General features: G+C 40.6%; 27 protein-coding genes. 11 read left to right on the top strand and 16 right to left on the bottom strand.

From position 1 onward, the window contains the following. Position 1: 1 nt before the first annotated feature. Positions 2 to 511 carry an antibiotic biosynthesis monooxygenase gene (locus tag ACEQ1T_RS23470; protein WP_206835078.1) on the top strand — a complete coding sequence of 170 codons (510 nt, stop codon included), beginning with the start codon at positions 2 to 4 and terminating at the stop codon, positions 509 to 511. A 256-nt stretch (positions 512 to 767) separates the two neighbouring features. On the opposite strand, the gene ACEQ1T_RS23465 is transcribed toward ACEQ1T_RS23470, so the two are convergent. The 3 genes from ACEQ1T_RS23465 to liaF are packed head-to-tail and all read right to left on the bottom strand — an operon-like array spanning position 768 to position 3292. Continuing rightward, entirely contained in the window at positions 768 to 1406 is a 639-nt protein-coding gene (locus tag ACEQ1T_RS23465) for a response regulator transcription factor (RefSeq protein WP_206835075.1), read from the bottom strand. Further along, positions 1403 to 2446: a sensor histidine kinase gene (locus tag ACEQ1T_RS23460; RefSeq protein ID WP_370224996.1), complete on the bottom strand. Its 1044-nt coding sequence runs from the start codon at positions 2444 to 2446 to the stop codon at positions 1403 to 1405. The genes ACEQ1T_RS23465 and ACEQ1T_RS23460 overlap by 4 nt, the downstream gene beginning before the upstream one ends. 9 nt (positions 2447 to 2455) lie before the next feature. Then, a complete protein-coding gene (gene liaF, locus ACEQ1T_RS23455) occupies positions 2456 to 3292 on the bottom strand; it encodes a cell wall-active antibiotics response protein LiaF (RefSeq protein WP_244671064.1) in 837 nt (278 codons plus the stop codon). 240 nt (positions 3293 to 3532) lie between these two features. On the opposite strand from liaF, the gene ACEQ1T_RS23450 reads away from it, so the two are divergent. Continuing rightward, positions 3533 to 4939 carry a hypothetical protein gene (locus tag ACEQ1T_RS23450; RefSeq protein ID WP_206835069.1) on the top strand — a complete coding sequence of 469 codons (1407 nt, stop codon included), beginning with the start codon at positions 3533 to 3535 and terminating at the stop codon, positions 4937 to 4939. A gap of 40 nt (positions 4940 to 4979) precedes the next feature. Here ACEQ1T_RS23450 and ACEQ1T_RS23445 read toward each other — a convergent pair whose 3' ends face one another. After that, positions 4980 to 5636 carry a phosphatase PAP2 family protein gene (locus ACEQ1T_RS23445; protein WP_244671091.1) on the bottom strand — a complete coding sequence of 219 codons (657 nt, stop codon included), beginning with the start codon at positions 5634 to 5636 and terminating at the stop codon, positions 4980 to 4982. Positions 5637 to 5794: 158 nt separating this feature from the next. Here ACEQ1T_RS23445 and ACEQ1T_RS23440 point away from each other — a divergent pair, with 158 nt between their 5' ends. Further along, complete coding sequence (locus tag ACEQ1T_RS23440) at positions 5795 to 7000, top strand: M20 family metallopeptidase (protein WP_370224994.1); 1206 nt, start codon at positions 5795 to 5797, stop codon at positions 6998 to 7000. 32 nt (positions 7001 to 7032) lie between these two features. Here the strand turns inward: ACEQ1T_RS23440 and ACEQ1T_RS23435 are convergent, their stop codons facing one another. The 3 genes from ACEQ1T_RS23435 to ACEQ1T_RS23425 all read right to left on the bottom strand — a co-directional run bounded on the left by ACEQ1T_RS23435 (position 7033) and on the right by ACEQ1T_RS23425 (position 9775). Beyond that, positions 7033 to 7758, bottom strand: coding sequence for an EcsC family protein (locus ACEQ1T_RS23435; protein ID WP_206835059.1), 726 nt, complete (start codon positions 7756 to 7758; stop codon positions 7033 to 7035). Positions 7759 to 7821: 63 nt separating this feature from the next. After that, entirely contained in the window at positions 7822 to 9042 is a 1221-nt protein-coding gene (locus tag ACEQ1T_RS23430; protein WP_206835056.1) for an ABC transporter permease, read from the bottom strand. Then, positions 9035 to 9775 (bottom strand): ABC transporter ATP-binding protein, encoded by a 741-nt coding sequence (locus ACEQ1T_RS23425; RefSeq protein ID WP_206835053.1) that lies wholly within the window; start codon positions 9773 to 9775, stop codon positions 9035 to 9037. The genes ACEQ1T_RS23430 and ACEQ1T_RS23425 overlap by 8 nt, the downstream gene beginning before the upstream one ends. A 648-nt stretch (positions 9776 to 10423) precedes the next feature. Here ACEQ1T_RS23425 and ACEQ1T_RS23420 point away from each other — a divergent pair. From ACEQ1T_RS23420 to ACEQ1T_RS23410, 3 genes are all read left to right on the top strand, one after another. After that, entirely contained in the window at positions 10424 to 10843 is a 420-nt protein-coding gene (locus tag ACEQ1T_RS23420) for an HIT family protein (protein WP_370224993.1), read from the top strand. 174 nt (positions 10844 to 11017) lie between these two features. Further along, complete coding sequence (gene serC, locus ACEQ1T_RS23415; protein ID WP_206835048.1) at positions 11018 to 12100, top strand: 3-phosphoserine/phosphohydroxythreonine transaminase; 1083 nt, start codon at positions 11018 to 11020, stop codon at positions 12098 to 12100. A 128-nt stretch (positions 12101 to 12228) separates the two neighbouring features. Next, positions 12229 to 12756: a tryptophan transporter gene (locus tag ACEQ1T_RS23410; protein WP_370224992.1), complete on the top strand. Its 528-nt coding sequence runs from the start codon at positions 12229 to 12231 to the stop codon at positions 12754 to 12756. A gap of 41 nt (positions 12757 to 12797) precedes the next feature. Here the strand turns inward: ACEQ1T_RS23410 and ACEQ1T_RS23405 are convergent, their stop codons facing one another. Next, positions 12798 to 12989 (bottom strand): hypothetical protein, encoded by a 192-nt coding sequence (locus ACEQ1T_RS23405; protein ID WP_009331428.1) that lies wholly within the window; start codon positions 12987 to 12989, stop codon positions 12798 to 12800. A 190-nt stretch (positions 12990 to 13179) separates the two neighbouring features. On the opposite strand from ACEQ1T_RS23405, the gene ACEQ1T_RS23400 reads away from it, so the two are divergent. From ACEQ1T_RS23400 to ACEQ1T_RS23385, 4 genes are all read left to right on the top strand, one after another. Next, the gene (locus ACEQ1T_RS23400) at positions 13180 to 13536 is read left to right on the top strand and encodes a YtxH domain-containing protein (protein ID WP_206835043.1); all 357 of its coding nucleotides are present in this window, start codon (positions 13180 to 13182) and stop codon (positions 13534 to 13536) included. Positions 13537 to 13824: 288 nt separating this feature from the next. Further along, entirely contained in the window at positions 13825 to 14400 is a 576-nt protein-coding gene (locus ACEQ1T_RS23395; protein WP_206835042.1) for an HTH-type transcriptional regulator Hpr, read from the top strand. A 229-nt stretch (positions 14401 to 14629) separates the two neighbouring features. Next, positions 14630 to 15178, top strand: a complete 549-nt coding sequence (locus ACEQ1T_RS23390) for a DUF3267 domain-containing protein (RefSeq protein ID WP_206835040.1) — start codon at positions 14630 to 14632, stop codon at positions 15176 to 15178. 156 nt (positions 15179 to 15334) lie between these two features. After that, positions 15335 to 15514, top strand: a complete 180-nt coding sequence (locus tag ACEQ1T_RS23385; protein WP_009331432.1) for a hypothetical protein — start codon at positions 15335 to 15337, stop codon at positions 15512 to 15514. 74 nt (positions 15515 to 15588) lie between these two features. Here ACEQ1T_RS23385 and ACEQ1T_RS23380 read toward each other — a convergent pair whose 3' ends face one another. Together ACEQ1T_RS23380 and ACEQ1T_RS23375 are read right to left on the bottom strand one after the other, a co-directional pair. Beyond that, positions 15589 to 15681: a YjcZ family sporulation protein gene (locus tag ACEQ1T_RS23380; RefSeq protein ID WP_082139012.1), complete on the bottom strand. Its 93-nt coding sequence runs from the start codon at positions 15679 to 15681 to the stop codon at positions 15589 to 15591. Between the two features lie 64 nt (positions 15682 to 15745). Continuing rightward, the gene (locus ACEQ1T_RS23375) at positions 15746 to 15829 is read right to left on the bottom strand and encodes a YjcZ family sporulation protein (RefSeq protein WP_019381424.1); all 84 of its coding nucleotides are present in this window, start codon (positions 15827 to 15829) and stop codon (positions 15746 to 15748) included. Between the two features lie 360 nt (positions 15830 to 16189). On the opposite strand from ACEQ1T_RS23375, the gene ACEQ1T_RS23370 reads away from it, so the two are divergent. Continuing rightward, positions 16190 to 17086: a peptidylprolyl isomerase gene (locus ACEQ1T_RS23370; protein WP_370224989.1), complete on the top strand. Its 897-nt coding sequence runs from the start codon at positions 16190 to 16192 to the stop codon at positions 17084 to 17086. A 60-nt stretch (positions 17087 to 17146) separates the two neighbouring features. Here the strand turns inward: ACEQ1T_RS23370 and ACEQ1T_RS23365 are convergent, their stop codons facing one another. From ACEQ1T_RS23365 to ACEQ1T_RS23340, 6 genes are all read right to left on the bottom strand, one after another. Continuing rightward, a complete protein-coding gene (locus ACEQ1T_RS23365) occupies positions 17147 to 17332 on the bottom strand; it encodes a sporulation YhaL family protein (RefSeq protein WP_206837607.1) in 186 nt (61 codons plus the stop codon). Between the two features lie 179 nt (positions 17333 to 17511). Next, positions 17512 to 18456, bottom strand: a complete 945-nt coding sequence (yhaM, locus tag ACEQ1T_RS23360; protein ID WP_206835032.1) for a 3'-5' exoribonuclease YhaM — start codon at positions 18454 to 18456, stop codon at positions 17512 to 17514. Positions 18457 to 18657: 201 nt separating this feature from the next. Continuing rightward, the gene (locus ACEQ1T_RS23355; protein ID WP_206835029.1) at positions 18658 to 19347 is read right to left on the bottom strand and encodes an LrgB family protein; all 690 of its coding nucleotides are present in this window, start codon (positions 19345 to 19347) and stop codon (positions 18658 to 18660) included. Then, on the bottom strand, positions 19344 to 19682 hold the full coding sequence (locus ACEQ1T_RS23350) for a CidA/LrgA family protein (RefSeq protein ID WP_280516063.1): 339 nt from the start codon (positions 19680 to 19682) through the stop codon (positions 19344 to 19346). Before ACEQ1T_RS23350 ends, ACEQ1T_RS23355 begins: the two co-directional genes overlap by 4 nt. Before the next feature lie 174 nt (positions 19683 to 19856). Continuing rightward, positions 19857 to 22850: an AAA family ATPase gene (locus ACEQ1T_RS23345; protein WP_370224987.1), complete on the bottom strand. Its 2994-nt coding sequence runs from the start codon at positions 22848 to 22850 to the stop codon at positions 19857 to 19859. Positions 22851 to 22864: 14 nt separating this feature from the next. Beyond that, the gene (locus ACEQ1T_RS23340) at positions 22865 to 24094 is read right to left on the bottom strand and encodes an exonuclease SbcCD subunit D (protein WP_370224985.1); all 1230 of its coding nucleotides are present in this window, start codon (positions 24092 to 24094) and stop codon (positions 22865 to 22867) included. Between the last annotated feature and the right edge of the window lie 46 nt (positions 24095 to 24140).

Genomic DNA, 24140 nt, shown 5'->3' with positions numbered 1-24140 from the left:
AATGAAGATATATATGGCAAGAGGAACTTACGATTTTTTGAAAAAAATTGAGGAAAAGCACTCCGATGAAACTATGGTTGCAATGCAGAATACTGAGAGTGCCTTATTAATCCATGAAACGGCAGGCGCCTCGATTTTTAAAGAACCCAGATCCTATGAAGTAATTGATTCTTCCGGGGCATTTACGGATGCAGGGTTTGCAGTGCTGAATAATATTCCAGTTACAGATGAAGGCAGGCCGCTTTTTGAACACCGTTTTAAAAACAGGGCAGGACTTATCGAAAATGAACCGGGTTTTGCAGCCATTCGGGTTCTGCGGCCTCTTGAATCAAACACATATATCATTCTAACTCTATGGCGGGATGAAAAATCCTTTAAGAACTGGCAGAATTCCAAAGCATATGATAAAGTACATGAAAAACGCGGGACGGAAAGCGGCATCGATAAGACACCGAATATATTCTCCAGCCCTTCATATGTAACCCAATATTATATCCCTGAAGAAGAGTAATAAGAAAAGCGTAAGCGCCTTGCCCACGAAGGAACGCAGACTAAGAACGCCACGTCCTGTGGCAACGTCTGCATGACCCCCATCCTGGGGGCCCCAAGCACAAGACAAGCCTTACGGAAAGGCGTCCTTTGCCTTTTTGGGAGGATTGGCTTGTGACCTCGAGGGGGTAGACGCTGGAGCTAGACAATTACCTAACTTAAGAATTCAAACAATATTATAATTTAAAAAAGGATGAGCTGCATCAGCTCATCCTTCTCTATGCCTGCTTTTTAATTATGCCATTTCGATTGGCATAAACCGCTGCCTGTGTACGGTCAGTAACGCCCAGTTTACTGAGGATATTGCTTACATGTGTTTTGACTGTTTTGATGCCAATGAACAATTCTTCACTTATTTCCTGATTTGTCATCCCTTCTCCAATGCAGAGCAGGACATCAAACTCCCTTTCAGTTAAATCATCATGAGGCTTTTTTTCTTTTTCTCTGAAACGGCTTACCATTTTCCCCGCAACCTTTGATTCAATAACAGGCTCTCCTTTCGCAGCTTTCTTAATTGCATTCACAACCTCAGCAGCATTTGCCGTCTTAAGCATATAGCTGAACGCCCCCGCTTCAATTGCCGGGAAAACTTGTTCATCATCGTAATAGCTGGTTATGATTATAATTTTGCATCCAGGATAGCTTTTTAAAATCTCCCTAGTCGCTTCAATTCCATTCCCATTCTCCATCAGCAGATCCATCAGAACGATTTCCGGCCGTTCTTTGAGTACAAGCTTTACAGCTTCATTTCCGCTCTCTGCTTCCCCAATCACCTCTATGCCAGCTTCAGTTGCCAAATAAGAAATGATTCCTTTTCTTACCATTTCATGATCATCCACTACAGCAACCCTGATCATTTCAGCCTCTCCCCTTTTGCCGGAATTTTAATATCTATATAGGTTCCTTCGTTTTCCTTAGAACGTATTTTGAATATTCCGCCAACTTCCTCGCAGCGTTCACTCATTGTCTTCAGCCCATAGGAGGTTATCCTCTCTTTATGAGGATTAAACCCTTTTCCATTATCTGCAATAAAAAGATAAATGTAATCTTCTTCTTCCGTTAAGGTTATTTTTATATTCCCTGCATCAGCATGGCGGAGCACATTGGATAGCGCTTCCTGCACAATTCTAAACAAATGCTCTTCCGCTGCTTTCGAAAGATTTTCGATCTCATCAATGCTTGCGTGAAAATCGATGTTTGTCTTTGCCTTTAACTCCTGTATAAGTTTAATAATTCCATTGCAAAGCCTGTCATCACTCAGCTGCACAGGCCTCAAATGGAGAAGAAGTGCCCTCATTTCCCCCTGTGCTTTTGAAGCGATTTCAGAGATTTCATTTAACTGCTCCCTTGCTTTATCACTATCCAAATCAAAAACTCTTAGGGCAGCTGAAGACATCATACTCAAAGCGAAAAGCTGCTGGCTCACTACATCATGCAGATCCCTTGCCAGACGCTGTCGTTCTTCCATCACGGCAGCTGAATGGGCTGTTTGTGCCAGGATGGACTTTTCATCAGCAAGGCGCTGCATGGAAAAAACCTGCTCCTGGATATTTTCCGCCAGCTGATTCAGTTCATCTGAAATTAACCCTATCTCATCTTTTTCATAAGATTCCATCCGATCAGCATACTTGCCGCTCCTTAATGTTGAAACAAATAATAAAATATCACCGAGTCTGCCTTTAATTAAGTAGCTGCCCTTTAGCCCAAAGTAGGCTCCCGTAAGCAGTAAAATGGTTAAAGCATACAAAAAAAGCCAGAAGGTGCCCTTTATCGTCATTGGCGATTCAGGATTATAAAATAGATACACCTGTAATCCGACAAAAAAGATTAATGAACTTATAACGGCCATCATAATGAAACTCTGTATAAACCAATACCTGATTCCGGTTTTTCTCATCACATACCCCTATACTTTATCGATCCGGATGGATCCAATTTTTACTTGTACAGCAATTTTCAGCTTTCTTGATGCTTCATCGTAACCGGGTGACTTATATTGAAGACTGCGGTTAACGTCACCTGTCTTTTGATCAAAAATGCGGATATCTCCTATATTAATATTTGACTGGATCATCACCGGAATGTTTTCAGGGATGATCATTTTTACATCCCCAATCCAGCCTCTTACAATAACAGGTGTCTCTTTCTCCGGGATGAAAGCCTTGCTGAAATCAATAAAGTAATCACCGATCATTGTATATAAATCCATTGGCTCCAGAGACCAATTTGGCTGTTTAAAATCCACATCGCCAATCGAAAAACCTCTTATATTTTTAAGCGGCTGCGGGCTTTCGTATTTAGAGATATTAATAACCTTCTTCTCAGCTGCACCTTTGTTTTTTTCATATATATCTGCCGGAAAATCCTGTTCAAAATGAATCTTTAAACGATCTCGTTTCAATAAAATACTAATGCCGAAAAAAATAAGAAACAGGGGCCAGAGTTTCCATATTTCCATAAACCTGAATTCAATTACTTCGAAACGATCAAGGATTAATAGAAATGAAAATACCATTAGAAATAACCCGGGAAACACTCCGCTCCGGCTTTTTTTCAACATGTATGACAGCAGATAATGGCATCCTGCAGCCAATAGAATAAATGGGTAAATTACGACAAATACCTCTTTTATTTCCAAGGAAATGACACCTATGTTCATAAGCAGAAGCAAAACTCCAACTGCTGATAAAGTTACCGCGAAGATTATCTGATTAACTGACCTGTATCTCATAGGCGTTCCCATCCTTCTTTTCTCCTAATCTTGTATTCGATAAAATAGAAAACTTTTCCTCCAATATAATCATTTTATCACTCAGCTATTTTATGGAAACATTCCGCAGAGTGGTTCAGCCTCCGCCTCCGGACGGATACAATCCATATCACCATTTATTTCTTTCCGTCATATTCTGTACTACATTCCAATTTGGGTGATTAGCCTAAATCGCTTCTTCACTTATGCAATTATGAAAGGGGGAAACTTTAGATGGGAGTTGAACTGACAGCCATCCATTGGATATATGTTCTATTTATTCTGTTTATCATTGGTTTCATGATTATGAGGAGAGATACAACTCTTGTCTGTATTGCAGGCATCTTTTTAATTGCCATAACGGCTACCGGCTCCTTAAGCAGTTCAGTCAGCAGTATTTTTACCAGTTTTATATTTGCCATTACAGAACTCCTTTCCACAATACTGGTCATTTCGATAATCGTCGCTATGAGCCGGACACTGACCATAACTGGAATTAATGATGTCATGATCTCTCCTTTTACCAAATTAATCAGAACACCAGCACTTGCCTACTGGACAATTGGGATTTTGATGATGGTCATCTCATGGTTTTTTTGGCCATCTCCTGCAGTTGCATTAATGGGGGCAGTACTTCTTCCAGTGGCCATTCGGGTTGGATTGCCTGCTTTGGGCGTGGCAATGGCCATGAACCTATTCGGGCACGGTATTGCACTATCTGGGGATTTTATAATCCAGGCTGCACCGAAGTTAACTGCCGATGCAGCAGGGCTTCCTGTCGGGGAAGTCATATCAGCCAGTATTCCGCTTGTTATTATTATGGGGGCAGTGACAACTATTACAGCTTTTTATCTTATTAAGAGAGACATGAAAAGTGGAAAGCTCACTGCAGCAACAGGACTCACCGTGGATACCCCTGCTGAACTTCAATCTGACGCCAGTCAACAACATCTGCTAACACTTCATCAAAAGCGTTTTTTCGCCGTATTCATTCCTGTTTTATTTGCTGCTGATGTAGCTGCCATGTTTGCACTGGACCTCCAGGGCGGTGATGCAACTGCTTTAGTAGGCGGGACATCGATTTTCATCCTTCTGATGATTACGCTAACTGCCCATCGCAATAAAGGCCTTGAAAAAACAACTGGCTATTTAGTTGAAGGCTTCCAGTTTGGTTTTAGGGTATTTGGACCTGTAATTCCAATTGCAGCTTTCTTTTATCTGGGGGATGCTGGATTTACCCAAATGATAGGAGACTTTCTGCCAAAAGACTCTCACGGAATCGTTAATGATCTTGGAGTTGGCCTTGCTTCAGCTGTACCTTTAAGCAAGGAAGTAGGCGCCATTACATTAACAGTGGTTGGCGCCATTACCGGCCTGGACGGATCTGGTTTTTCCGGCATATCGCTGGCCGGCTCGATTGCAAGCCTTTTCGCAGCTGCCATAGGCACAGGTGCAGCAACCCTAACAGCTCTAGGTCAGGTAGCCGGAATCTGGGTAGGCGGCGGTACGCTTGTTCCTTGGGCCCTCATCCCTGCAGCTGCCATCTGTAATGTAGACGCTTTTGAACTGGCTCGCAGGAATTTGCTTCCGGTGACAATTGGGTTAATTGTGACAACTATTGCAGCCATGTTCCTCATTTAAAAAGCAGCAAAGAGACTATCTGGCGATAGCCTCTTTGCTTTTATGCCGATTCTCTTTTGGGTGAATTTCTACTGAACATTAACTTTAGTGCCGCGTAAAGGGAAATTGAAATGAATACCCAAATATATCCGGCTGCAAATCCGGCTGCAATATCTGACGGATAATGTACACCCATCACAATCCGGCTGATTCCCATTAGGAAAATCCAAATGCCAGCTATAATTGCCGTCAGCCATTTCGCAGACCTGGATTTTAGTTCTATAATTATGAAATAGGCAATAGATGTATACAGAATCATCCCAATCATAGCGTGTCCGCTCGGGAAGCTTAGACTCGCAACATTAACCAGATGTTCCTGTTCAGGGCGCGGCCTTCCAATAGCCTCTTTAAGCCACTTATTTACTTCATTTCCCGCTGCCACAGCAAAAACAACTGCTGCCATCGCTTCATAATTCCTATATTTAAGCCAAAGCCACAATAAGAATGCTAATGTGATGATTCCAACACCGGCTTTATCACCCAAACTGTCCATGACTTCAAAAAATGGATGGGTGTTTTCTGAAAACAAACCTGTAAAATATTTCGAAAAATAACGATCAAAATCCAGTGATGTTCCGTTATTAACAGCAGCCAAAAAATATAGAAAAACTGCTGATGATACAGCCAGGAAAAAGTATGCCCATTTAGATTTATGCATTTCCAACCTTACTAATACCTCCCATATTGCACTTTAATTTATAGTAACATCTCTTCTTCACTTTTATTATGTTAAGTTTGGAAAAAAAAGATTTTTTCCTTTAACCTATTAAAGAATGTTATAATAATGAAAAAATTATGCAGACAGGAGAGGGAATCATGTCCGAAACATTATTTAAAAATCTGGAAGGCTATTACGATGAAATGGTCTCCATCCGCCGCTATCTTCATCAAAACCCTGAAGTATCCTTTAAGGAAGAAAAAACTGCTCACTATATAAAAACCTATTATGAAAATCTGGGTATTGAAGTCCGTGGACATGTAGGAGGAAATGGAGTAGTTGCTACGATCCATGGAAGCAAACCAGGAAAAACCATCGCTTTAAGAGCAGATTTTGATGCACTGCCTATCCAGGATGAAAAGGATGTCCCATATAAATCATTGGTACCGGGTGTTATGCATGCTTGTGGACACGATGGACACACAGCAACTTTGCTTGTGCTGGCAAAGGCACTCAATGAACTTCGCGATGAATTAGAGGGTACATATGTCATGATTCACCAGCACGCTGAGGAATATGCCCCAGGCGGAGCAAAATCGATGATCGAAGATGGCTGCCTTGAGGGAGTCGATGCCATTTTTGGAACTCACCTGTGGGCATCCGAACCAACAGGGAAAATTCAATATAGAGTGGGTCCAATTATGGCAGCAGCAGACAGATTTGAAGTTTCCATCCAAGGAAAAGGCGGGCATGGAGCACAGCCTCACAAAACAAAAGATGCGATTGTAACAGCGTCTCAGCTGGTCGTCAATCTTCAGCAAATCGTCAGCAGAAAAGTAAATCCAATTGATTCTGCAGTTGTAACAGTTGGATCATTTGTAGCTGATAACGCATTTAATGTAATTGCCGATAGAGCAAAATTGATCGGCACCGTCCGCACATTTAACGAAGAAGTCCGCAATAATATCGAAGAGGAAATCGGGCGCATAGTAAAAGGAACATGCTACACAGCAGACAGCGCTTATGAGTATCAATTCCATAGAGGCTACCCTGCTGTTGTGAATCATAAAAAAGAAACCGAATACCTGGCTGATCTAGCAGGGAAAATTTATGGAGTCAAATGGGTGGAAGAGACAGACCCTGAGATGGGCGGAGAAGATTTCGCTTATTACCTGCAGCATGTGAAAGGCACCTTCTTCTTTACAGGTGCAAGACCGGAAAGCACAGTTGAAAATTACCCGCACCATCATCCAAAGTTTGATATCGATGAAAAAGCCATGCTGATCGCAGCTAAAACATTGGGAGCAGCAGCTTTAAACTATCATAGCTTTCAGGAAAACAAGGATTCTGTTGAGGTAGGATAGCAAGGAGAAAGTCCGAGAAGACAGCCCCAAGCCTAATCAGGTCTTGGGGCTGTCTTTAATATCCGAAGACGATAAGCATTTTTAGCGGTTTCACCTAAATGATCAAGCAAATTATAGTTTGCATACGCTCCAACAGCAGCACCTATACCGGGCACAAGCTGGAGCATCTTAACGAAGTCGATATAATCACGGTATTCCTGCTGAAATACCTTCCAGTCCATGTCTCCTAATGCTTCCTTACGGTCATCCCATTCTTCAATCAGCTTCAAGGTTTCTTTCCTTTTTTCATCACTGGAAAATGCGAGCTGAAAGACGTGCAGGAGAAACAAGCGCTCTTCATAATCATTTGTATCAAATCCATATACGGCGGCAGCTTCAAAAAGAAATTTCATCTTTATGCTCAGCAGTAAAGGAAAGTCTGCCAGGCCAAGGAGAATTCCCCCTGCCCCAGTCCCGGCACCTTCGACCGCAGCTGTTTTGCGGTAGGTCGAAACCTTCTCTTCAAGCATGTGATCCATCGCATCAAGGCCGCGGCTGGCAGATGGTTTTTTTCTGGTGGTGGCATTTGATCCAATCAGGGTTGCCTTCACCATATTCTTTATGCTGTCTGTAATAATTTGATGAGCTTTTTCAGGTATTATACTATTTACCTTTGTTTGAGCTTTTTTCGAAAGGCGATTCAGCATACTGGAGCGCTTGTTAATTCGTCTCTTCCACTCTTCAATTTCGTGATACGCTTTTAATTCATACTCCCTCATTTTCATACCTGCCTTCATTCAGGATGACTATACATACGTATGCCAGACAGAAATGGTTTCATTTTATACCCGGCTGCCCGCCAGCCGTTTCTGAATATAGAAATGAGTATATACATATGCAAATAAAATCCCTAATGCCAAAGACAGCAGTGATGCCATCCAGCCGCCATTGGCTAGGACAGCCAGCGATAAGAGAAGTGCCTGAACATATAGGATGCCTGTAAGCAGCTGTTTAAAGGAATTCTCCTTTATGTCCCCTTTAACCGGGTATAAATTCACCCACAGCTTATCCTGATGATGATTCCATAGAGGCAGGAGCTGAAAGCCTGTTAAGTACATGAAGAGCGGTACAAGCAGTATTTGTCCCATTCCATACGAAATTAAATAAATCGCTCCAGCACCAATGAACGTTAAACGAATGAAAAGACCGAAGTAATCACCAGAACGGAGAAACGTTCGGACAAAAAGGTTTTTAAACGTTGCATCTTGTTTGAAAGGAATGCCAGATAGCAGCCAATCAAGCCATCTCCGCCTTTTTACACGATCTTTAAGCTTTGGAACATCTGTAAACATATTGGCAAGCCTGTAAAAAGACGTCATTCTCCGCTCTTCCTGGTCAATCAAAAACTCCCATTTTAGTCCTTTATCCCTGGATTTCACACTAAAGAACAAATACAGCAGAAGGAGGAGCACGCCTGCCGCCAGCATAAAAATGGGGGAGGCACCGCTAAAAAGAAAATATAGGAACACAGTGTTTATTGCATAACGCACACATGCATCCAGAATAAGCACGCTTGTTTCGATGTAATATTGTATCTTCCAGCGGATCAGCAAATTGACAATTTTTAACGACAGCAAAATAAGCAGAAAAGGTAAAAACGTTTTAAAATTGCCATCATTCACTCTGGCATACAAGGGCATAAAAATCCCCAGCCCCAATACCAGGATGTATGCATGCACTAAAAAGCTGACTGCCAGGGAACGTCTAAAATAACCTGAAAGCCTATCTTCAAGCGGCAGAAGAAAAATTTTGTCCGCCTCAGAAAAAAATGTATAAATCGGACTGTATGTAACCAGAAGAGCTAAAATAATTGCCATTACCGCTGCAGCAGGAAAATGACTGGGTAGTGCCTTTATCCACTCCTGATAATAAAAAGCGGCAGTGCCCAGAAGGAACACCATGACAATGACAATATGGCCATTAAAAATATAGCGGAGATAGCGGGAAAGCTCTTTGACTGTCCTCCCGAATCTCTCCTTCCATAATTGTTTTTCATCAAACATAATCTTCTTCCTTTGTGAGCTGGATATATAAATCATCAAGGGTTGCTCCCGGCATAGCAAATTGCTGCTGCAGCTCTGCTAAAGTTCCCTTCGCCCTCACTTTTCCTTCATGCAAAATCACAAAACGATCACAATATCTTTCAGCAGTTGCCAGTATATGAGTGGACATAAGGATGCCTGAACCGCTTTCTTTCATTTTTTTCATCAAATCAAGAAGTGATTGAATGCCCAGCGGGTCAAGACCTACAAACGGTTCATCAACAATGTATAATGAAGGCTGCACCAGAAAGGCGCACATAATCATTACCTTTTGTTTCATCCCTTTAGAAAAATGGGCAGGAAACCACTTCAGTCTTTTTTCCATTCTGAATTCCTTTAGGAGTGTCGCCACTCTTGATTTATAGTCTGCTTCAGGCAGGCCGTATGCCATGGCTGTTAGACGCAAATGTTCTTCCAGTGTTAATTCATCATATAAAATCGGCGTTTCCGGAACAAAGGTGAATTGCTTGCGATACCCTTCCTTATCCTTAAGGAATAGCGTGCCATTGATCGTTATTTCGCCTTCCTTTGGTTCCATTAAACCAATTACATGTTTGATGGTCGTACTTTTTCCGGCTCCGTTAAGACCAATCAGGCCGACAATTTCTTTTTCTGCCACATCAAAGGAGACATCCTTCAAAACCGGGTTTCTTGTATAGCCGCCGGTAACGTTTTTAATTTCGAGCAGCGCCATTTTTCAACGTCCTTCCTACTATATATGTAAGACCATTGTAAAAAAAGCCAGAGGATATTGTCCAGTTTGGGGAAAATCCCTGCATATAAATCCCGAATCCGGACATTCTAATCTATGAAGGGGAAACAAATCATTTGAACAACATTCAGATGATCAAAACTTGAAATGAGGTGTCTGTCGCAGACAGTTTCCTTTCAGTATAAGCTTCAAACGTTCCTAATAAGGGGATGGTTGCATTGCACATGAAACCTGATGATCTTAAACACTTGATCGCTTCACCCGAAAGTGGTCACTAAGTCATTTTATAAATGAGGTGTTTGTTAAAGACTATCATCCATGCTTTATACGCCCGTGAATGCATATAAAGAAATAAGGGGATGGTCCGATTGAACAAAGATCGATTTTCTCTAGAGATAAACACAATTCATTCATAAATGAGGTGTTTGTTAAAGAGAATTTACCTGAATCAGAAACGTTCCAATAGAAGCTTCCCCTTCACCGAAGACAGGATTCCAAGTGAATCCTGTCTTTTTATTTTATGAATAGGACAATGCAATAATCCTTTCCCCAGTAATATGTTTCACTTTTTTGTTTTTTGGCGAATATGGTAGAATTGTGTAAAAGAATATTTGGTTAGGAGCTGACATAATGAACGATTGTATTTTCTGTAAAATAATCAATGGCGAGATTCCTTCAGCCAAAGTTTTCGAAAACGAGCATGTGATGGCGTTTCTGGACATAAGCCAGGTCACTAAAGGGCATACGCTCGTCATTCCGAAAGTACATAAAGAAAATTTATATGAAATGGATGCGGAAACAGCCCGAAGCTATTTCGAAGCTGTTCCGGAAATTGCAAGAGCCATCAAAGATGAATTTGATCCCATTGGTTTGAATTTAATTAATAACAACGGTGAACATGCCGGGCAGACCGTTTTCCACTTTCACTCCCACCTTATTCCCCGCTACGGCGAAGGTGATGGCTTAGGAGTTGTATGGAAATCACATCAATCGGAATATTCAGCGTCCGACCTTCAGGAAATTTCTGAAGCTATAAAAAAACATTTATAAATTCCTCTTCCTCCTGTTTCTTCAGGAGGAATTTTTTTGCTTCTTTCATCCCCTAATTTTCAAAATGTTCATTTTTTTCTCTGTACAAATCAGTAAATTTTGTTAACATATTAAATATCTTTATTTCTTTACAGCGTTATAGTACATTGATTTTATATTTTTGGAGGGAGAAAAATGTACCGTGCTCTAAATTTTAATGCAGGTCCCGCGGCCCTGCCGGAAGAGGTATTAAAAAAAGCGGAAAAGAATTTACTGAATTTCAGCAATACCGGGATGGGCATAATGGAACTAAGCCATAGAAGCAAAGAGTATCAGGCAGTACATGATCAGGCAATAGCACTATTGAGAAAACTGCTGGCCATTCCGAATAATTATGAGGTGCTATTTATCCAGGGAGGTGCAAGTCTCCAGTTTTCAATGGTTCCGATGAACCTGCTGGGAAAAGATCAAGAAGCCCATTATATCCTCAGTGGCTCCTGGTCGGAGAAAGCCTTAAAAGAAGCAGATAAAATTGGCGACACCGTTATTTCTGCCTCCAGCAAGGATCAAAAATACCGTTTCATCCCAGCATACAATCAGGATAATATTCCTGACAATGCCGCGTATCTTCATATTACCAGCAACAATACAATTTACGGTACCCAATGGAAAGAATTTCCTTCTAATGAAAAAACACCACTTGTAGCAGATATGTCCAGCGATATTTTAAGCCGTCCATTGGAAGTGGAACAATTTGATATGATCTATGCAGGCGCCCAGAAAAATCTCGGCCCTTCCGGTGTAACAGTAGTCATTATCCGAAAAGAACTATTACAAAGATCATCAGAAAAGCTCCCTGCAATGCTGAATTATAATACGTTTGCCAATAATAACTCTTTATATAACACACCTCCAACTCTGGCTATTTATTTACTGTCCCTGGTGCTTGAATGGGCAGATAAGATAGGCGGCCTGCAGCAGATAGAAAAGACAAATGAAAAGAAGGCAAAAATCCTATATGATGTTATAGATGAAAGCGAAGGCTTTTACATAGGACATGCTCATAAAGACAGCAGATCCCTCATGAATGTCACTTTTAACCTTCATAAAGAGGACCTCTCAAGGGAATTTCTGCACCAGGCAAATGAAGCAGGGTTTGTTGGACTCGGTGGACACCGTTCCATAGGCGGCTGCCGCGCTTCCATTTACAATGCTGTGCCAGAACAGCATGTTGAAAAACTGGCCGCATTTATGAAAGCCTTTAAGAATAAAAATTAAAAATATAACACCTTTTTATCCCGGGTATATGTGTTATAATGAGTTAAAGTTTTTCGCTGCAGGCAAAGAGTGCACTGCAGGAGAGACGAACAGAGCTTAGTCAGAGAATAGCAGAGGAGAGATTAGAAATGAATACAAAAAATTTAGTAGCCTTATCCCTATTAGTCGGGATGGGCGCAGTGCTTCATGCCGTTGTTCCAGGCTTCTTTCTTGGGATGAAACCCGACATGATGCTTACCATGATGTTTTTGGGCATAATCCTTTATCCAGACAGCAAAAGCGTTTTGCTTTTAGGTTTGGTTACAGGCCTGATATCCGGGCTTACCACAACTTTTCCTGGAGGATTAATCCCGAATATTATTGATAAGCCTGTTACTGCATTCACCTTTTTCGCAATGTTCCTGATCTTACAGAAATTCCGGAAGAATATCGCCAGTGCAGCTGTCTTAACAGCAGCAGGAACAATTGTATCCGGAATTGTGTTTTTAACTTCCGCATACCTAATTGTCGGACTGCCAGGGCCATTCGCTGCATTATTTGCAGCAGTTGTACTGCCCGCAGCTGCAGTTAACACGGTGGCAATGATTATCCTTTATCCAGTAGCACAATCAATTGCAAACAGAACGAAGCTGACTCAGCAGACGATCAGCCAGTAATAGACAAAGCCCGCGAAATAAGCGGGCTTTTTATATTTGCATTATTGGAAACTCCCTACAATCATTCCCAGCAGGAACAACAGTGCACCGCCTGCTGCTAGAGCAGCTGCCCTTTTTTTCAGAACATACTTCGGAGGATAGACTCCGGGTTTCTTTATAGAAAGAAAAAAATGAATACCTCCTAAAAACAGCACCACACTCAATGCAAAAATCCCAGCCGCCGCTCCGGACAACCTCTCTCCCCCTTTCGCTTTATATCCCTCTACTGAATTGTATGCCTGTATCCCGGGAGCTATGAGGATATGGTTTACCCTTCTATATTTTGTGATATAGATATAGGAACGGGCACTTTTCATTTTCTGCTTTATAAAAATGAGTAATGCAGTAAAATAGACATATAAACAAGATTTTGAGGTGATCATTATGAAAGCCAAATCGCTATTGCTTGGATTATTAGCAGGCGGCGCTGCAGCCGGCATATCTACCCTATTGACCGCACCTGCTTCAGGAAGGGATACAAGACAGCAGTTAAAAGAAACCACAGACACCCTGAAGGAGCAGCTGAGCGAATTAAAATCCGAATTGCTGGCCATAAAGAACTCAGCATCATTTGCTTCGAAGGAAGGAAAAACCGCATTTAAGGAATTCTCAAACGACATTAAATATTCAATCAGCAACTGGAAAAACGAAATCCTTCCCCATCAGCACAAGCTGCAGAGAGAATTGCAGGAAATTGAAGCAGCCATCCATGAGCTTGAAACAAATTTAAATAAAAAGTAATAAAAAAATCCTTCTTTTTTCTTTAGTTAAAAAGAAGGATTTTTTTATTTTTGAACGAAAACCAATATATTATGAAAATGCTTCAAAATTTTATAGATCTTTGAACAAGCTCTCATCCCTTGTCCTTAAGCCTTTTATAGAAATATATAATTATATTTCTAAAAATTTTGTAAATTTATATCTTTATTAATTTTTGTTTTATTGGCATAATGATACTATGAAAAGAAAAATGAACTTCTGGCTGTTTGACCAGAAATAATTAATTTTACAAAGTAGGTGAATTTTTGAATGTCGGATAAACCAGTTTCTATGAAGGAAGCAATGATCTTCAGCCAGCGAGTGGCACAGCTGAGTAAAGCCCTGTGGAAGTCTATAGAAAAAGATTGGCAGCAATGGATAAAACCCTACGATTTAAATATTAATGAACACCATATTTTATGGATTGCCTATCATTTAAACGGTGCATCGATTTCCGATGTTGCCAAATTTGGTGTAATGCATGTTTCAACTGCATTCAATTTCTCAAAAAAGCTCGAAGAACGAGGTTTTCTTCAGTTTTCAAAGAAAGAAAGCGATAAAAGAAATACCTATATTAAATTGACTGAGGATGGAGAAAAGGTATTGCTAAGTCTTATGGAAACCTATTCACCTGAGAAAAATGCCGTGTTCTCAGGTGCGATGCCATTAAGGGAACTGTATGGGAAATTTCCAGATATCATTGAAATTATGGCGATAGTCCGCAATATATATGGTGATGATTTCATGGAGATTTTTGAAAAGTCCTTTGCTAATCTTGAAAATCAATTTGATGAAGATGAGGGGAAATTAAAGAAAAAACCAACAGCACAAAAGGAACTTGTTTAAATAAGTTAAGTTCCTTTCTTCATTATGTAAACCCTTACAAAGCGAATGCATAATATTCGCTTTGTATTTATAAATTCAGTTGCTCACAGTTTCACATTAATTTAATTATATTAAAATTTTATTCGACAAAATGTGTTAGTATTCCCTATTGATTTTTTTATTTATTCATCGTAAAGTATCTTAAGTGAGTTTGAAAGATTACTATTTTACTCCTTTTGGAGGTATTTTTATGATGAATTGCTGGAAGACGATTAACTTCACGAAGCAATACGGATCGCAAAGACTTTTTATACTGTCTTCCTTAACCATGCTGGCTACTTTCATAATTACATATGTTCCTGCAACATATGTATTTGTGCCAGGTTCCTTTTACGATAATTATTTCATTTTCTTGGCAGCCGGTTTATGGCTGATGTATCCTGTGCATAAGCTGATTCACTTTCTGCCTATTGCACACCTTGGAAGTATCGTTAAAAAACAGCTGACAATTAAATATGGCTTTATGCCAATTATATATATTCGAATAACGGAGCCTATTTCAAAACGGCTTTTCCTGACTGCAACTCTGGCCCCTATGCTTATTATAAACAGCATGCTTCTGGCTGCTTGCTTTATTTTTCCGCACTATGTTCATTATTTAATAATCCTGTTTGCTTTCCATGCAGGCTTATCTTTTTCTGACATTGTGTGCGCCAAAAATGTGCTGAATGCCCCAAATCAATCTTATGTTGAAGAAAACGAAGATGGGTTTGAGATATTGCTTCATTCGAACCAGTAGCATAAGCATAAATCCCGGGTATCCTGACAAAGGATACCTTTTACTTACCGGACAGGCAATCTTTATTACTATCTTTTTTTTGTGAACTTTGATATTGTAAATAACAGACAAAACATGTAAAAGCAATAATATGACTGCCCAAGGAGGGAATCTTGGATGATCTCCATCTTTATTATTTTTGCCGTTTTTATTTTATTTTATATCAACAAGATGACAAATTCGCTTTGTCTCCAAAAAGAGATTCCTGAGGAACGGCAGCCCAAAGTATTCAGAACCATTAACATTCTTATTACCATATTGCTAATCTCTTCTTTTGTAGAAATCTTGTATGCTTAGGATATCCTGAGAGCTCTTAAAAATGAGCAAAAGCGGCGGAAATATTCCGCCGCTTTTATATATACATCAAAAGCTTAGCAAAAACAAGAAGCTCCAATGATGATTAACAAAATGAACAGCACGACAACTAACGCAAAACCTCCGCCGCATCCATGTCCTCCAGACATATGGTTGCCTCCTCTCAAATTCCGGCACAGGGCCCTTTCAATAGACCCTATGCCCACCATAGATTTACAGCCACGCACAGCCTACAATAATTAATAAAATAAACAATACAACGATTAACGCGAAACCTCCGCCGTATCCAGCACCCATGGATAACACCTCCCCTTCAGGTTGCTACCATATCCTATTCATTTGCCTCTGTGATCGGATAGGCTTCTATCCCGGCTATCCTAACTTTTTTAGGCTGCTTTGAAACCTCCCATCAGAGGGTTCCATGTATCATATGTACAATTGTCCTGAATGGGATGGGCGAATACCCAAATTTTTTAAAAAACACTGTGTTATAGACCAAGCATTACTTTCTTCTTTTGTTATTTTTTACATTTATGGTATAGTAGGGATTGTGATAAATGCAGGCTCAGTGAAGACAATTGCTGTTATTTATATGTATAAAAATTCCAGCCCCAGCTCTCCAGAGCCGAATTGAAAATTAATTTAGGAGTGTTCAACATGAAAAAATGGATGCTATCCCTCTCCATTGCAGCCGGAGTAATTGGATTAAGCGCATGCACCAGCAACGGCGGCGAATCAGGAGATGTAGTCGTTGAAACAAAGAGCGGAAACATTACGAAGGACGAGCTTTATGAAGCAATGAAGGAAAAATACGGCGAACAGGCGCTCCAGGAGCTCATTTATGAAAAAGTTCTTTCTGATAAATACGAAGTAACAGACGAAGAACTTAATGAGAAAATCGACGAACTAAAACAGCAGCTTGGCGCAAACTTTGAGATGGCGCTTATGCAATATGGCTATAAGGATGAAGAAGATCTAAAGAAAACTTTCAAAACAGGATTGCTTCAGGAAAAAGCAGCTATTAAAGATATTGAAGCAACAGAAAAAGAAGTTAAAGAATACTATGATAACTACAAGCCGGAAATTAAAGCACGCCATATCCTTGTAGAGGATGAAAAAACTGCAAACGAAGTAAAGAAAAAACTGGACGAAGGCGGAAAATTTGAAGACCTGGCCAAAGAATATTCAAAAGACCCAGGGTCTGCTGCAAATGGCGGAGATTTAGGCTGGTTCGGCCCAGGTAAAATGGTGCCTGAATTCGAGGAGGCTGCTTATGCCCTTGATGTGAACGAAATCAGCGCTCCTGTTAAATCTGAGCATGGTTTCCACATCATCCAAGTAACAGAGAAAAAAGAGAAGAAATCATTTGATGAAATGAAGAAGGAAATGGAATATCAAGTGAAAGTGTCCAAGCTTGACGGCGATAAAATTCAGCAGGCAATGGATCGTGAATTAAAGGCTGCTGATGTTGATATTAAAGATAAGGAACTAAAAGGAGTTCTTGATGAACCGAAAGCAGGCGCAGAAGGTGAAGCTGGAACTGAAGAAAAATAGTGAATAACGGGGCTCCATGCTGGAGTCCCGTTATTTATGTGTTTTTTATACTGATTCAAATCAGCCTGCAGATTGCTGAGCGGATTTCCGGTCTTCTTTTTCCCTTTCAAGACGCTTCATATAAATTTCACCCTCGCGTTCAATGCTGTCCTGCTCCACCTTTTTCTCTTCCCTGCCCGTCGTTACCGCCATATATGCACTTACAACGATTCCGGCTGCAACAAAATATACCCAAATTGGAATCATCATTTTCCCCTCTTTCTTTTCATAATGGTTGTCCATTTATTAAAAATGTATGCTAAACCAGGAAAAATATGATAGACAAGAATAAGAAAAGCGCTGGAGCTAGACAGTTACCCCGCTTCAAAATTTATATGAATATCTATAAAAAAGCCATCCGTTCCCATTAGGAAGGATGGCAATAATTATTTATGAAAACTGGGCTTATAGAATGAACGGTTATCCAGAGCAAATACCCGCTCGGAAAATTCTCCCGGTTTCACCCTCTCAAGGGCTCTATCGAGCATATTCATTTTCGCATCAATATTATCAATGTAATGGAGAATTTCTGCTTCCTTAATAAGCGGAGGTTTTGGACTGCCCCATTCCGCTTTGCCGTGATGGGATAAAACCATATGCTGAAGAATCATGATCTCTTCACTGCTGATTCCCAGTTCCTCAGCAGCTTTTCCAATTTCATTGATCATGATGGTAATATGTCCAAGCAAGTTTCCTTCTATTGTGTAAGATGTTGAAATCGGTCCAGACAGTTCTGTAATCTTTCCTAAATCGTGCAAAATGACTCCAGCGTACAATAAGTCCTTATCCAGGCTTGGATACAAACCGGAAATTGCCTTTGCCAAATCCAGCATGGAAACTACATGATAGGCAAGACCTGATACGAACTCATGATGATTCTTCGTAGCTGCCGGATATTCAAGGAAGTCCTTTTGGTGCTTCTTCAATAAATGGCGAGTAATCCTTTGGATATTCGGATTTTTCATTTCAAATATATATTGAGTAATTTTACTCATCATTTCATCTGTACTTAAGGGCGCTGTTTCGAGAAAGTCTGCCAGTTTGACCGGGTCTGTTGGGGACGCCGGCCGAATTTGGCGGATTCTTAGCTGATTGCGTCCACGGTAATTTAAAATATCCCCAGCCACTTTTACAATGGTTTCAGGGCTGTAGTTTTTCGCATCATCATCAGACACATCCCAAAGCTTTGCTTCAATTTCTCCGCTTTGGTCCTGGAAAATTAGGGTCAAGAACGGTTTTCCATTACTTGCAATCCCTTTAGCTGCACTTTTGATTAGCAGAAAAAGCTCGATTTGTTCTCCTACTTCGTAATAAACAATTCCTTTTGACATACGCGCACCGACGCTCCCTTCACGAGGTTGTTTAAAAAGGGCACTAAGAAACAGACAGATCCTTGGCAGCCTCATTAAACATGCAATTCTATTAACCTAGTATACCACACAGGTCCTGCTCTCTCCTAAATTAATCATGTCTTTTGTCCGCCATAAAAACCCATTCACTTTTTCATGAATGGGTTTTTTGATAATTGCGGGTTACAGCAAAAGCAGCAATATTGGAATGAATAACGAAATGATAATTGCAGAAGTTGTCATGGCTATACACCCCATGGCACCTTCTTCCTCTCCCCACATGAGTGAACGGCTGGCTCCCAGCATCTGTGCTGAAGTACCCATTGCCAATCCTTTGGCAGCTTTACTATTTATTCCAAGCCACTTCAATAGGTTTGGTCCCATTGTAACGGAAAAAAGACCAGAAAATAGCACAAAGAAAACAGTAAAGGCCGTGGTTCCTCCCAGGCCATCCGAGACCGTTAAGGCTACCGGGAGTGTTACCGAACGCGGAATAAGAGATGCCATGACCTCCTGATTAAAGTGAAAAACCTGTGACATAATGTAAACCGAAAATATGCCTAAGGAGGTCCCGGCAAAGACTCCTGAGAATATTTTCTTAAGATGTCTTTTCATTAAGGGCCACTCCTTATATAAAGGAACCGCAAACGAGACAACCGAAAGCTGGAGGAGCAGTTCAAACAGACTGCTTCCTTTCTGATATACTGATAGAGGGATGTTGCCCAATAGAAGAAGGATAATCAAGAGTGCAGTTCCGGTGTATAAAGGATTTAGCCAGCTCTTCTTAAACTTCCTGAAAACTTGCAGGCTTGCGATATAACTGGCAAGAGTCATCAAGATGCACCCTATACTATTGAATAAAACAGAACTCATTTTTGGCGCCTCCTTCTTATGTTCTCATACAATTGAACAGAATACGCTGTGCCCAATAAACAGCAAAAGCTGCTTAGAATCAGCACCAAAAGGAAATGAAAATTTAATAGAGGAATAAAATTGGGAGATAAAAATAATCCAATGACAAAGGGGATAAACAGCAGGGTCATGTGTTTAATTTGAAAAGATGCTGCTTTCTCTATCCATTCTAATTTAATTAAATTAGTTACCAATAAGAGTAATAACATAAGCATCCCCATGACACTTCCAGGAAGCGGAATATGAAAAAACGCAGCCGCAAAATTCCCTGCAATCAGAAAAATAGCGAGTAACAATATTTGAATCAGCCAGGGCAAATGATTTTCTCCTTCCTAACCGCTTTTTATCATCTTACTGGATTAAAAAAGAAAAAACTTGATATTTGTAAGGTTTCTTTACACACTTTTTATAATACTTGTGACTTTTTGTAAGATTTGCTTACCATACATATAAAAAAGCTGCCAGTAATATTAGACAGACAGCTTTTCCTTTGCAACCGAATATATTTGTTCTTCCTGAAAATGCGGCAGAAGATGCTTATGACAGGTGAAAAATAAAATTTGCCTCCCTTTAAGTTTCTTTAAAAGGTTAATCATTCTTTCAGTTCGGACTTGATCAAAATTCACGAAGCTGTCATCTATAATAATGGGGAAGGGATACTTGCCATAAATCGTCATGGCGAGTGCCAGCCTAAAGGATACATATATCTGCTCAGCAGTCGCCTGACTCAGTTCTTTTGCTTCAAAAACCGCTCCTGTCTTGCTTTCTATAAGAAACCCGCTTCCTTCTTCTTTAGGAAAAATCCGTACATAGCCGCCATTGGTTAAAAAAGAAAGAAATTGCTCTGCTTTTCCCAGAATTTTGGGCAAACGTTCATTTTTAAAACTGTTTATCGTTCTATCTAATATATCCTTGGCAGCAGCATATTTTGCCCACTCCCTTGCTTCTTCTTCAAACTCAGATTTCAGCAAGGCGAACCTATGAAGGAGTTCTGCATAGGTTCCGCCCTCTTCAAGGATTTGAATTTCATATTTGACCTCTGCAAGTTTGCTCTGTAAGCCAGGAATCCTTTCCTGAAGCAGAACAGCTTCTTCGCTGACAGCCTGGATCTCTGCTTCTGGATTTATCACATTGGAATATTTATTAATTTCTTTCTGTGAAAAAGAGTTAAGATTAATTTGCTTGCGGACCTGTTTAATCTGTTCTTCCAGTTCTGCTAATTTCTGTGCTTCAGCAGCTTTTTCCCTGTACTCTTCGGCTGCATCGGTTCCGGCAAGGGAAATCTGATGTTCGTAGTCTTTTTGAAAGTGGCTAAGTTCTGCCAGCACTGTGCTGTGTTCTAGCTTTAACTCATGAAGAGCGGCTTCCCTTTCACCCTGCTTAATATGTTTTTCCGTTTCTTCCTTTAGTCTTTTTTTCAATTGATAGCCGATTTCCTGTACACTTCCCGGCTCGCTATCCAATAAGACTTCTAGCTTATGAAAAGCATGGAGCTTCTCATTGATTCCCTTTTCTGCTGATGCCTTTCTTTCAGCAATGTATTTCTTTTCCCTGTAGAGGGCTTTTAGCTGTTCAATCAGATTAAAAGCTTCACTCAAAAAGGTTTTGGAGATTTCATGAGGGAGAAATAGCTGTTTACCCAGCTGCAGCAGTTCATTTTCAAGTTCGGCACATTCATTCTCCCATTTTTCAAAAGAAGCAATGACCTTTTCGTATTTTTCATTTGCCTGTTCAAGCTGAAACTGAAATTGGATAAGCTGATTTTGCCGGTCGCTGTCTTTCTTCAGCTGTGCCTCCAGGCTGGCTGCATGCTGAATGTCAGGCTGCTTTAATTTATCAAGCAGTGAGCGTTCCTTTTCACTCAGAGCTTTTATCTCATTTTTAATGAAGCTGTCTTGCCCCTCAGGCTCTTTTTTATTTGCAATGGCAAAACAAAAGGCTGCACCTATAAATCCTGCACCTGCAATCACCCATGATTGGCTAAAAATTCCCCAGCCGGACAAAGCGGCAAAAAGTACTCCCAAAAACAAAAGCTGCCTTTTCTCCTGGTATTTTTTCTGCCGTCTTTTTTCCTGCTCCTTTTTTTCTGCTATCTGAAGGAACTGAAGTCTCTCCTGTGTATCCTTCAGTTCTTTTTCGATATTATGCCTATCTGCAGTGTGGTTTAATGTTTCCTTAATGGCTGAACGTTCCTCTTCCTTAAGAAGCTGTTCTTTCAATTCGCCAATTTTTCGTTCCGTGTTTTCCAGCACTGACTTTTCATCGATAAATCGATCATCCAATTCCTGTTTCATTGCTTGAAGACGGTTTCGGCGAATGTGCGCATTATTAACCTTTTCCTTCATAAAAACACTCGTGTCAGCCTGTTCAAGCTGCTGTTCATCAATTCGGAGATGAAGTCTTTCCTGAATATTTAAAATTTCTTCTGTGATATTATCCAGCTTAATTGATAATTCTTTTTCTTCCTGGTTTAACTTCTCTAAAAACGGCAGCCCTTCAACAGCTGCATTGATGTGATGCTCATGCTTAAGGAGCAAATAATCCGGCTGATTATTCTCCAGCTCCTGTTCCAGGATAATTATTCTGGATTCCAGACTAGCTCTGCGCCCTTCGAGGGGCTGGATCATACTTTCGAGTTTCTCCAAAAGAGCAAGCCCATTTGCGGGGAAGGAAAGGTCTGTAAATTTTTCCCGTTCTTTAAACAGCTCTTGCTCCTCTGCTATTAATGGATATAGGTCCTGCCATTCTTTTAAACGGAGCAGCTCCTGCTGAGCTTGGTCCAGTCTCTGATGCAATCTGTTTAAATCGTTTTCAAGATTTTCTTTTTCACGAAGCAATGCCCAATACTGCTCATTATTTTGCTCCGCTTTTTTCAACTCCTGATGCAGCTGCTTCATTTCTTTTAGCTTTACATTCAGGGATGGCTTTTTTCCGTTCGGCTTAAAGCGGCTTTCCAATTCCTTTTGCAGTATGTTTTCCGCAGAAACCAGATGGTCCGTTCCCAGTGAACCTGCTGAAAACAAATACCTCCCCAAATCTTCACCCTTCATTTGATTTATATTTTGCAGCCCATGGATATTAAAGGAGAAGATAGATTGATACAGCCCTTTATCAATATGGTGAAGGAGATCGTGTAAAAGCTCATCCCCTCCCCTTGTTCCATCCTGAAGCAAGACACTGACATCTCCGGATGCTTTTCCTTTAACACGCTCTATGACCGCCTTCCCTCTATCAGGAAAAATGGCGGTAAGCCTGCCGCCGTATTTTGCTCCTTCCTTGGGCTCATACCTTAATTCCGATTGGATCTTTGCTGGAAAGCCAAAAAGGATACTATGGATAAAAGACATGATGGTAGATTTGCCTGCCTCATTTTCTCCGTAGATCACCTGCAACGATTGAATATCATTTAGTATAAAATCAGTAAGCTTTCCATATCCGTAAATATGTATATCTGTAATTCTCAAAGGTACACCTCCATTCAATATCCTTCAGTTTTGTATAGAAGATCCACAAGCAGTGCTTCGGCTTCCTCCGCGATTCTCTGTTTTTCATCCTTAGTAAGCTCTCCTATAAATCTTCTTGCCAGTGGATGTGCATACAAGATCAGAGGACTTTCGCTGCCCTCTGCAAAATGACCTGCAGTTTTAAAAAGCTCACTGAAAAAATCCGATTCATGTGCCAGCTTTTCTTTATTCCACAATCTTTTTTCGTTCACTTCTATACCGGAAATCCATACAAAGGATTCCTCTTCTGCCTCTTCCTCCTGCAAAGATTCGAGCAGCTCACCGCTCGTTATGCTTCTTAATTCATGATCAGACAAGCCTACATTTTTGAGTGTCAGATTTATGATTGTCCCCATCCTGTTTTGGCGCTTTTCTTCAATCAAACTTAAGCAAAGTTCATAAGTCTCCTGATAGCTTTCCGATTTTGAAGCATCTATTTCTGCATTCTCCCATATAACAGGAGCAGCCTCCAGAAACTCCGTCTTTGCACCAGAACTATCCAGCTCAACTAAATAGCATCCTTTGGGACCAGTTTCTTTCCGGTTCCTTCCCTGTATATTACCTGGGTAAATGACGGGTGGCAGGGAGATTAAGATTTCTCGTTTATGTATATGGCCGAGAGCCCAGTAATCAAAGTCCTTTTCAAGCAAATCATTTATTCGGAATGGGGCATATTGAGCGTGATCACTGCTGCCTTCAAAAGAACCGTGAAGGATTCCAATGTGCAGGTCAGCTCCATTTTCCCTGCTATATTGATCGATCATCCGTTCCGCCACATGTCTTTTAGGATAGCTGAAACCATAAAGGTGAACGGATGTACCATTTTTAGCAATATGCTTCGCCACTTCAACTTCATGGGAAAAGATATGGACATTTTCCGGCATAGGCAGGTGAGCCCATCTCCCATCCATATGATCATGATTTCCATGGACTGCATAAACAGCAATCCCTGATTCAGCCATCCGCTCCATCTCTTTCCGAAAACGTGTTTGTGCCCTTATACTTCTGTCTTCACCATCAAACAAATCTCCGGCTAAAATGATAAAGTCCACAGTGTGGAAAATGGCTAAATCAACTATTTTCGTAAATGCTTCAAATGTACTTTCCTGGAGCTTTTTGAAAATGGATGGAGGCAAATGCTTCAAACCGGACATTGGACTATCCAGGTGCAAATCAGCTGCATGAATAAACGTAACCCTTTTCATGTAAACTTCCTTTCATTCCTTTTCTCTCATTTTACCTCATCCAAAA

Source organism: Cytobacillus sp., assembly GCF_964223445.1.
GTDB lineage: Bacteria > Bacillota > Bacilli > Bacillales > Cytobacillaceae > Cytobacillus.
The sequence above is the reverse complement of the archived record's forward strand: the minus strand, read 5'-3'. Positions and strand labels throughout refer to the sequence as shown.

Coding starts and splice junctions, on each gene's coding strand:
- ACEQ1T_RS23470 (WP_206835078.1), top strand. CDS start 2: ATGAAGATATATATGGCAAGAGGAACTTACGATTTTTTGAAAAAAATT.
- ACEQ1T_RS23465 (WP_206835075.1), bottom strand. CDS start 1,406: ATGATCAGGGTTGCTGTAGTGGATGATCATGAAATGGTAAGAAAAGGA.
- ACEQ1T_RS23460 (WP_370224996.1), bottom strand. CDS start 2,446: ATGAGAAAAACCGGAATCAGGTATTGGTTTATACAGAGTTTCATTATG.
- liaF (WP_244671064.1), bottom strand. CDS start 3,292: ATGGGAACGCCTATGAGATACAGGTCAGTTAATCAGATAATCTTCGCG.
- ACEQ1T_RS23450 (WP_206835069.1), top strand. CDS start 3,533: ATGGGAGTTGAACTGACAGCCATCCATTGGATATATGTTCTATTTATT.
- ACEQ1T_RS23445 (WP_244671091.1), bottom strand. CDS start 5,636: ATGCATAAATCTAAATGGGCATACTTTTTCCTGGCTGTATCATCAGCA.
- ACEQ1T_RS23440 (WP_370224994.1), top strand. CDS start 5,795: ATGTCCGAAACATTATTTAAAAATCTGGAAGGCTATTACGATGAAATG.
- ACEQ1T_RS23435 (WP_206835059.1), bottom strand. CDS start 7,758: ATGAGGGAGTATGAATTAAAAGCGTATCACGAAATTGAAGAGTGGAAG.
- ACEQ1T_RS23430 (WP_206835056.1), bottom strand. CDS start 9,042: ATGTTTGATGAAAAACAATTATGGAAGGAGAGATTCGGGAGGACAGTC.
- ACEQ1T_RS23425 (WP_206835053.1), bottom strand. CDS start 9,775: ATGGCGCTGCTCGAAATTAAAAACGTTACCGGCGGCTATACAAGAAAC.
- ACEQ1T_RS23420 (WP_370224993.1), top strand. CDS start 10,424: ATGAACGATTGTATTTTCTGTAAAATAATCAATGGCGAGATTCCTTCA.
- serC (WP_206835048.1), top strand. CDS start 11,018: ATGTACCGTGCTCTAAATTTTAATGCAGGTCCCGCGGCCCTGCCGGAA.
- ACEQ1T_RS23410 (WP_370224992.1), top strand. CDS start 12,229: ATGAATACAAAAAATTTAGTAGCCTTATCCCTATTAGTCGGGATGGGC.
- ACEQ1T_RS23400 (WP_206835043.1), top strand. CDS start 13,180: ATGAAAGCCAAATCGCTATTGCTTGGATTATTAGCAGGCGGCGCTGCA.
- ACEQ1T_RS23395 (WP_206835042.1), top strand. CDS start 13,825: ATGTCGGATAAACCAGTTTCTATGAAGGAAGCAATGATCTTCAGCCAG.
- ACEQ1T_RS23390 (WP_206835040.1), top strand. CDS start 14,630: ATGATGAATTGCTGGAAGACGATTAACTTCACGAAGCAATACGGATCG.
- ACEQ1T_RS23385 (WP_009331432.1), top strand. CDS start 15,335: ATGATCTCCATCTTTATTATTTTTGCCGTTTTTATTTTATTTTATATC.
- ACEQ1T_RS23380 (WP_082139012.1), bottom strand. CDS start 15,681: ATGTCTGGAGGACATGGATGCGGCGGAGGTTTTGCGTTAGTTGTCGTG.
- ACEQ1T_RS23375 (WP_019381424.1), bottom strand. CDS start 15,829: ATGGGTGCTGGATACGGCGGAGGTTTCGCGTTAATCGTTGTATTGTTT.
- ACEQ1T_RS23370 (WP_370224989.1), top strand. CDS start 16,190: ATGAAAAAATGGATGCTATCCCTCTCCATTGCAGCCGGAGTAATTGGA.
- ACEQ1T_RS23365 (WP_206837607.1), bottom strand. CDS start 17,332: ATGATTCCAATTTGGGTATATTTTGTTGCAGCCGGAATCGTTGTAAGT.
- yhaM (WP_206835032.1), bottom strand. CDS start 18,456: ATGTCAAAAGGAATTGTTTATTACGAAGTAGGAGAACAAATCGAGCTT.
- ACEQ1T_RS23355 (WP_206835029.1), bottom strand. CDS start 19,347: ATGAGTTCTGTTTTATTCAATAGTATAGGGTGCATCTTGATGACTCTT.
- ACEQ1T_RS23340 (WP_370224985.1), bottom strand. CDS start 24,094: ATGAAAAGGGTTACGTTTATTCATGCAGCTGATTTGCACCTGGATAGT.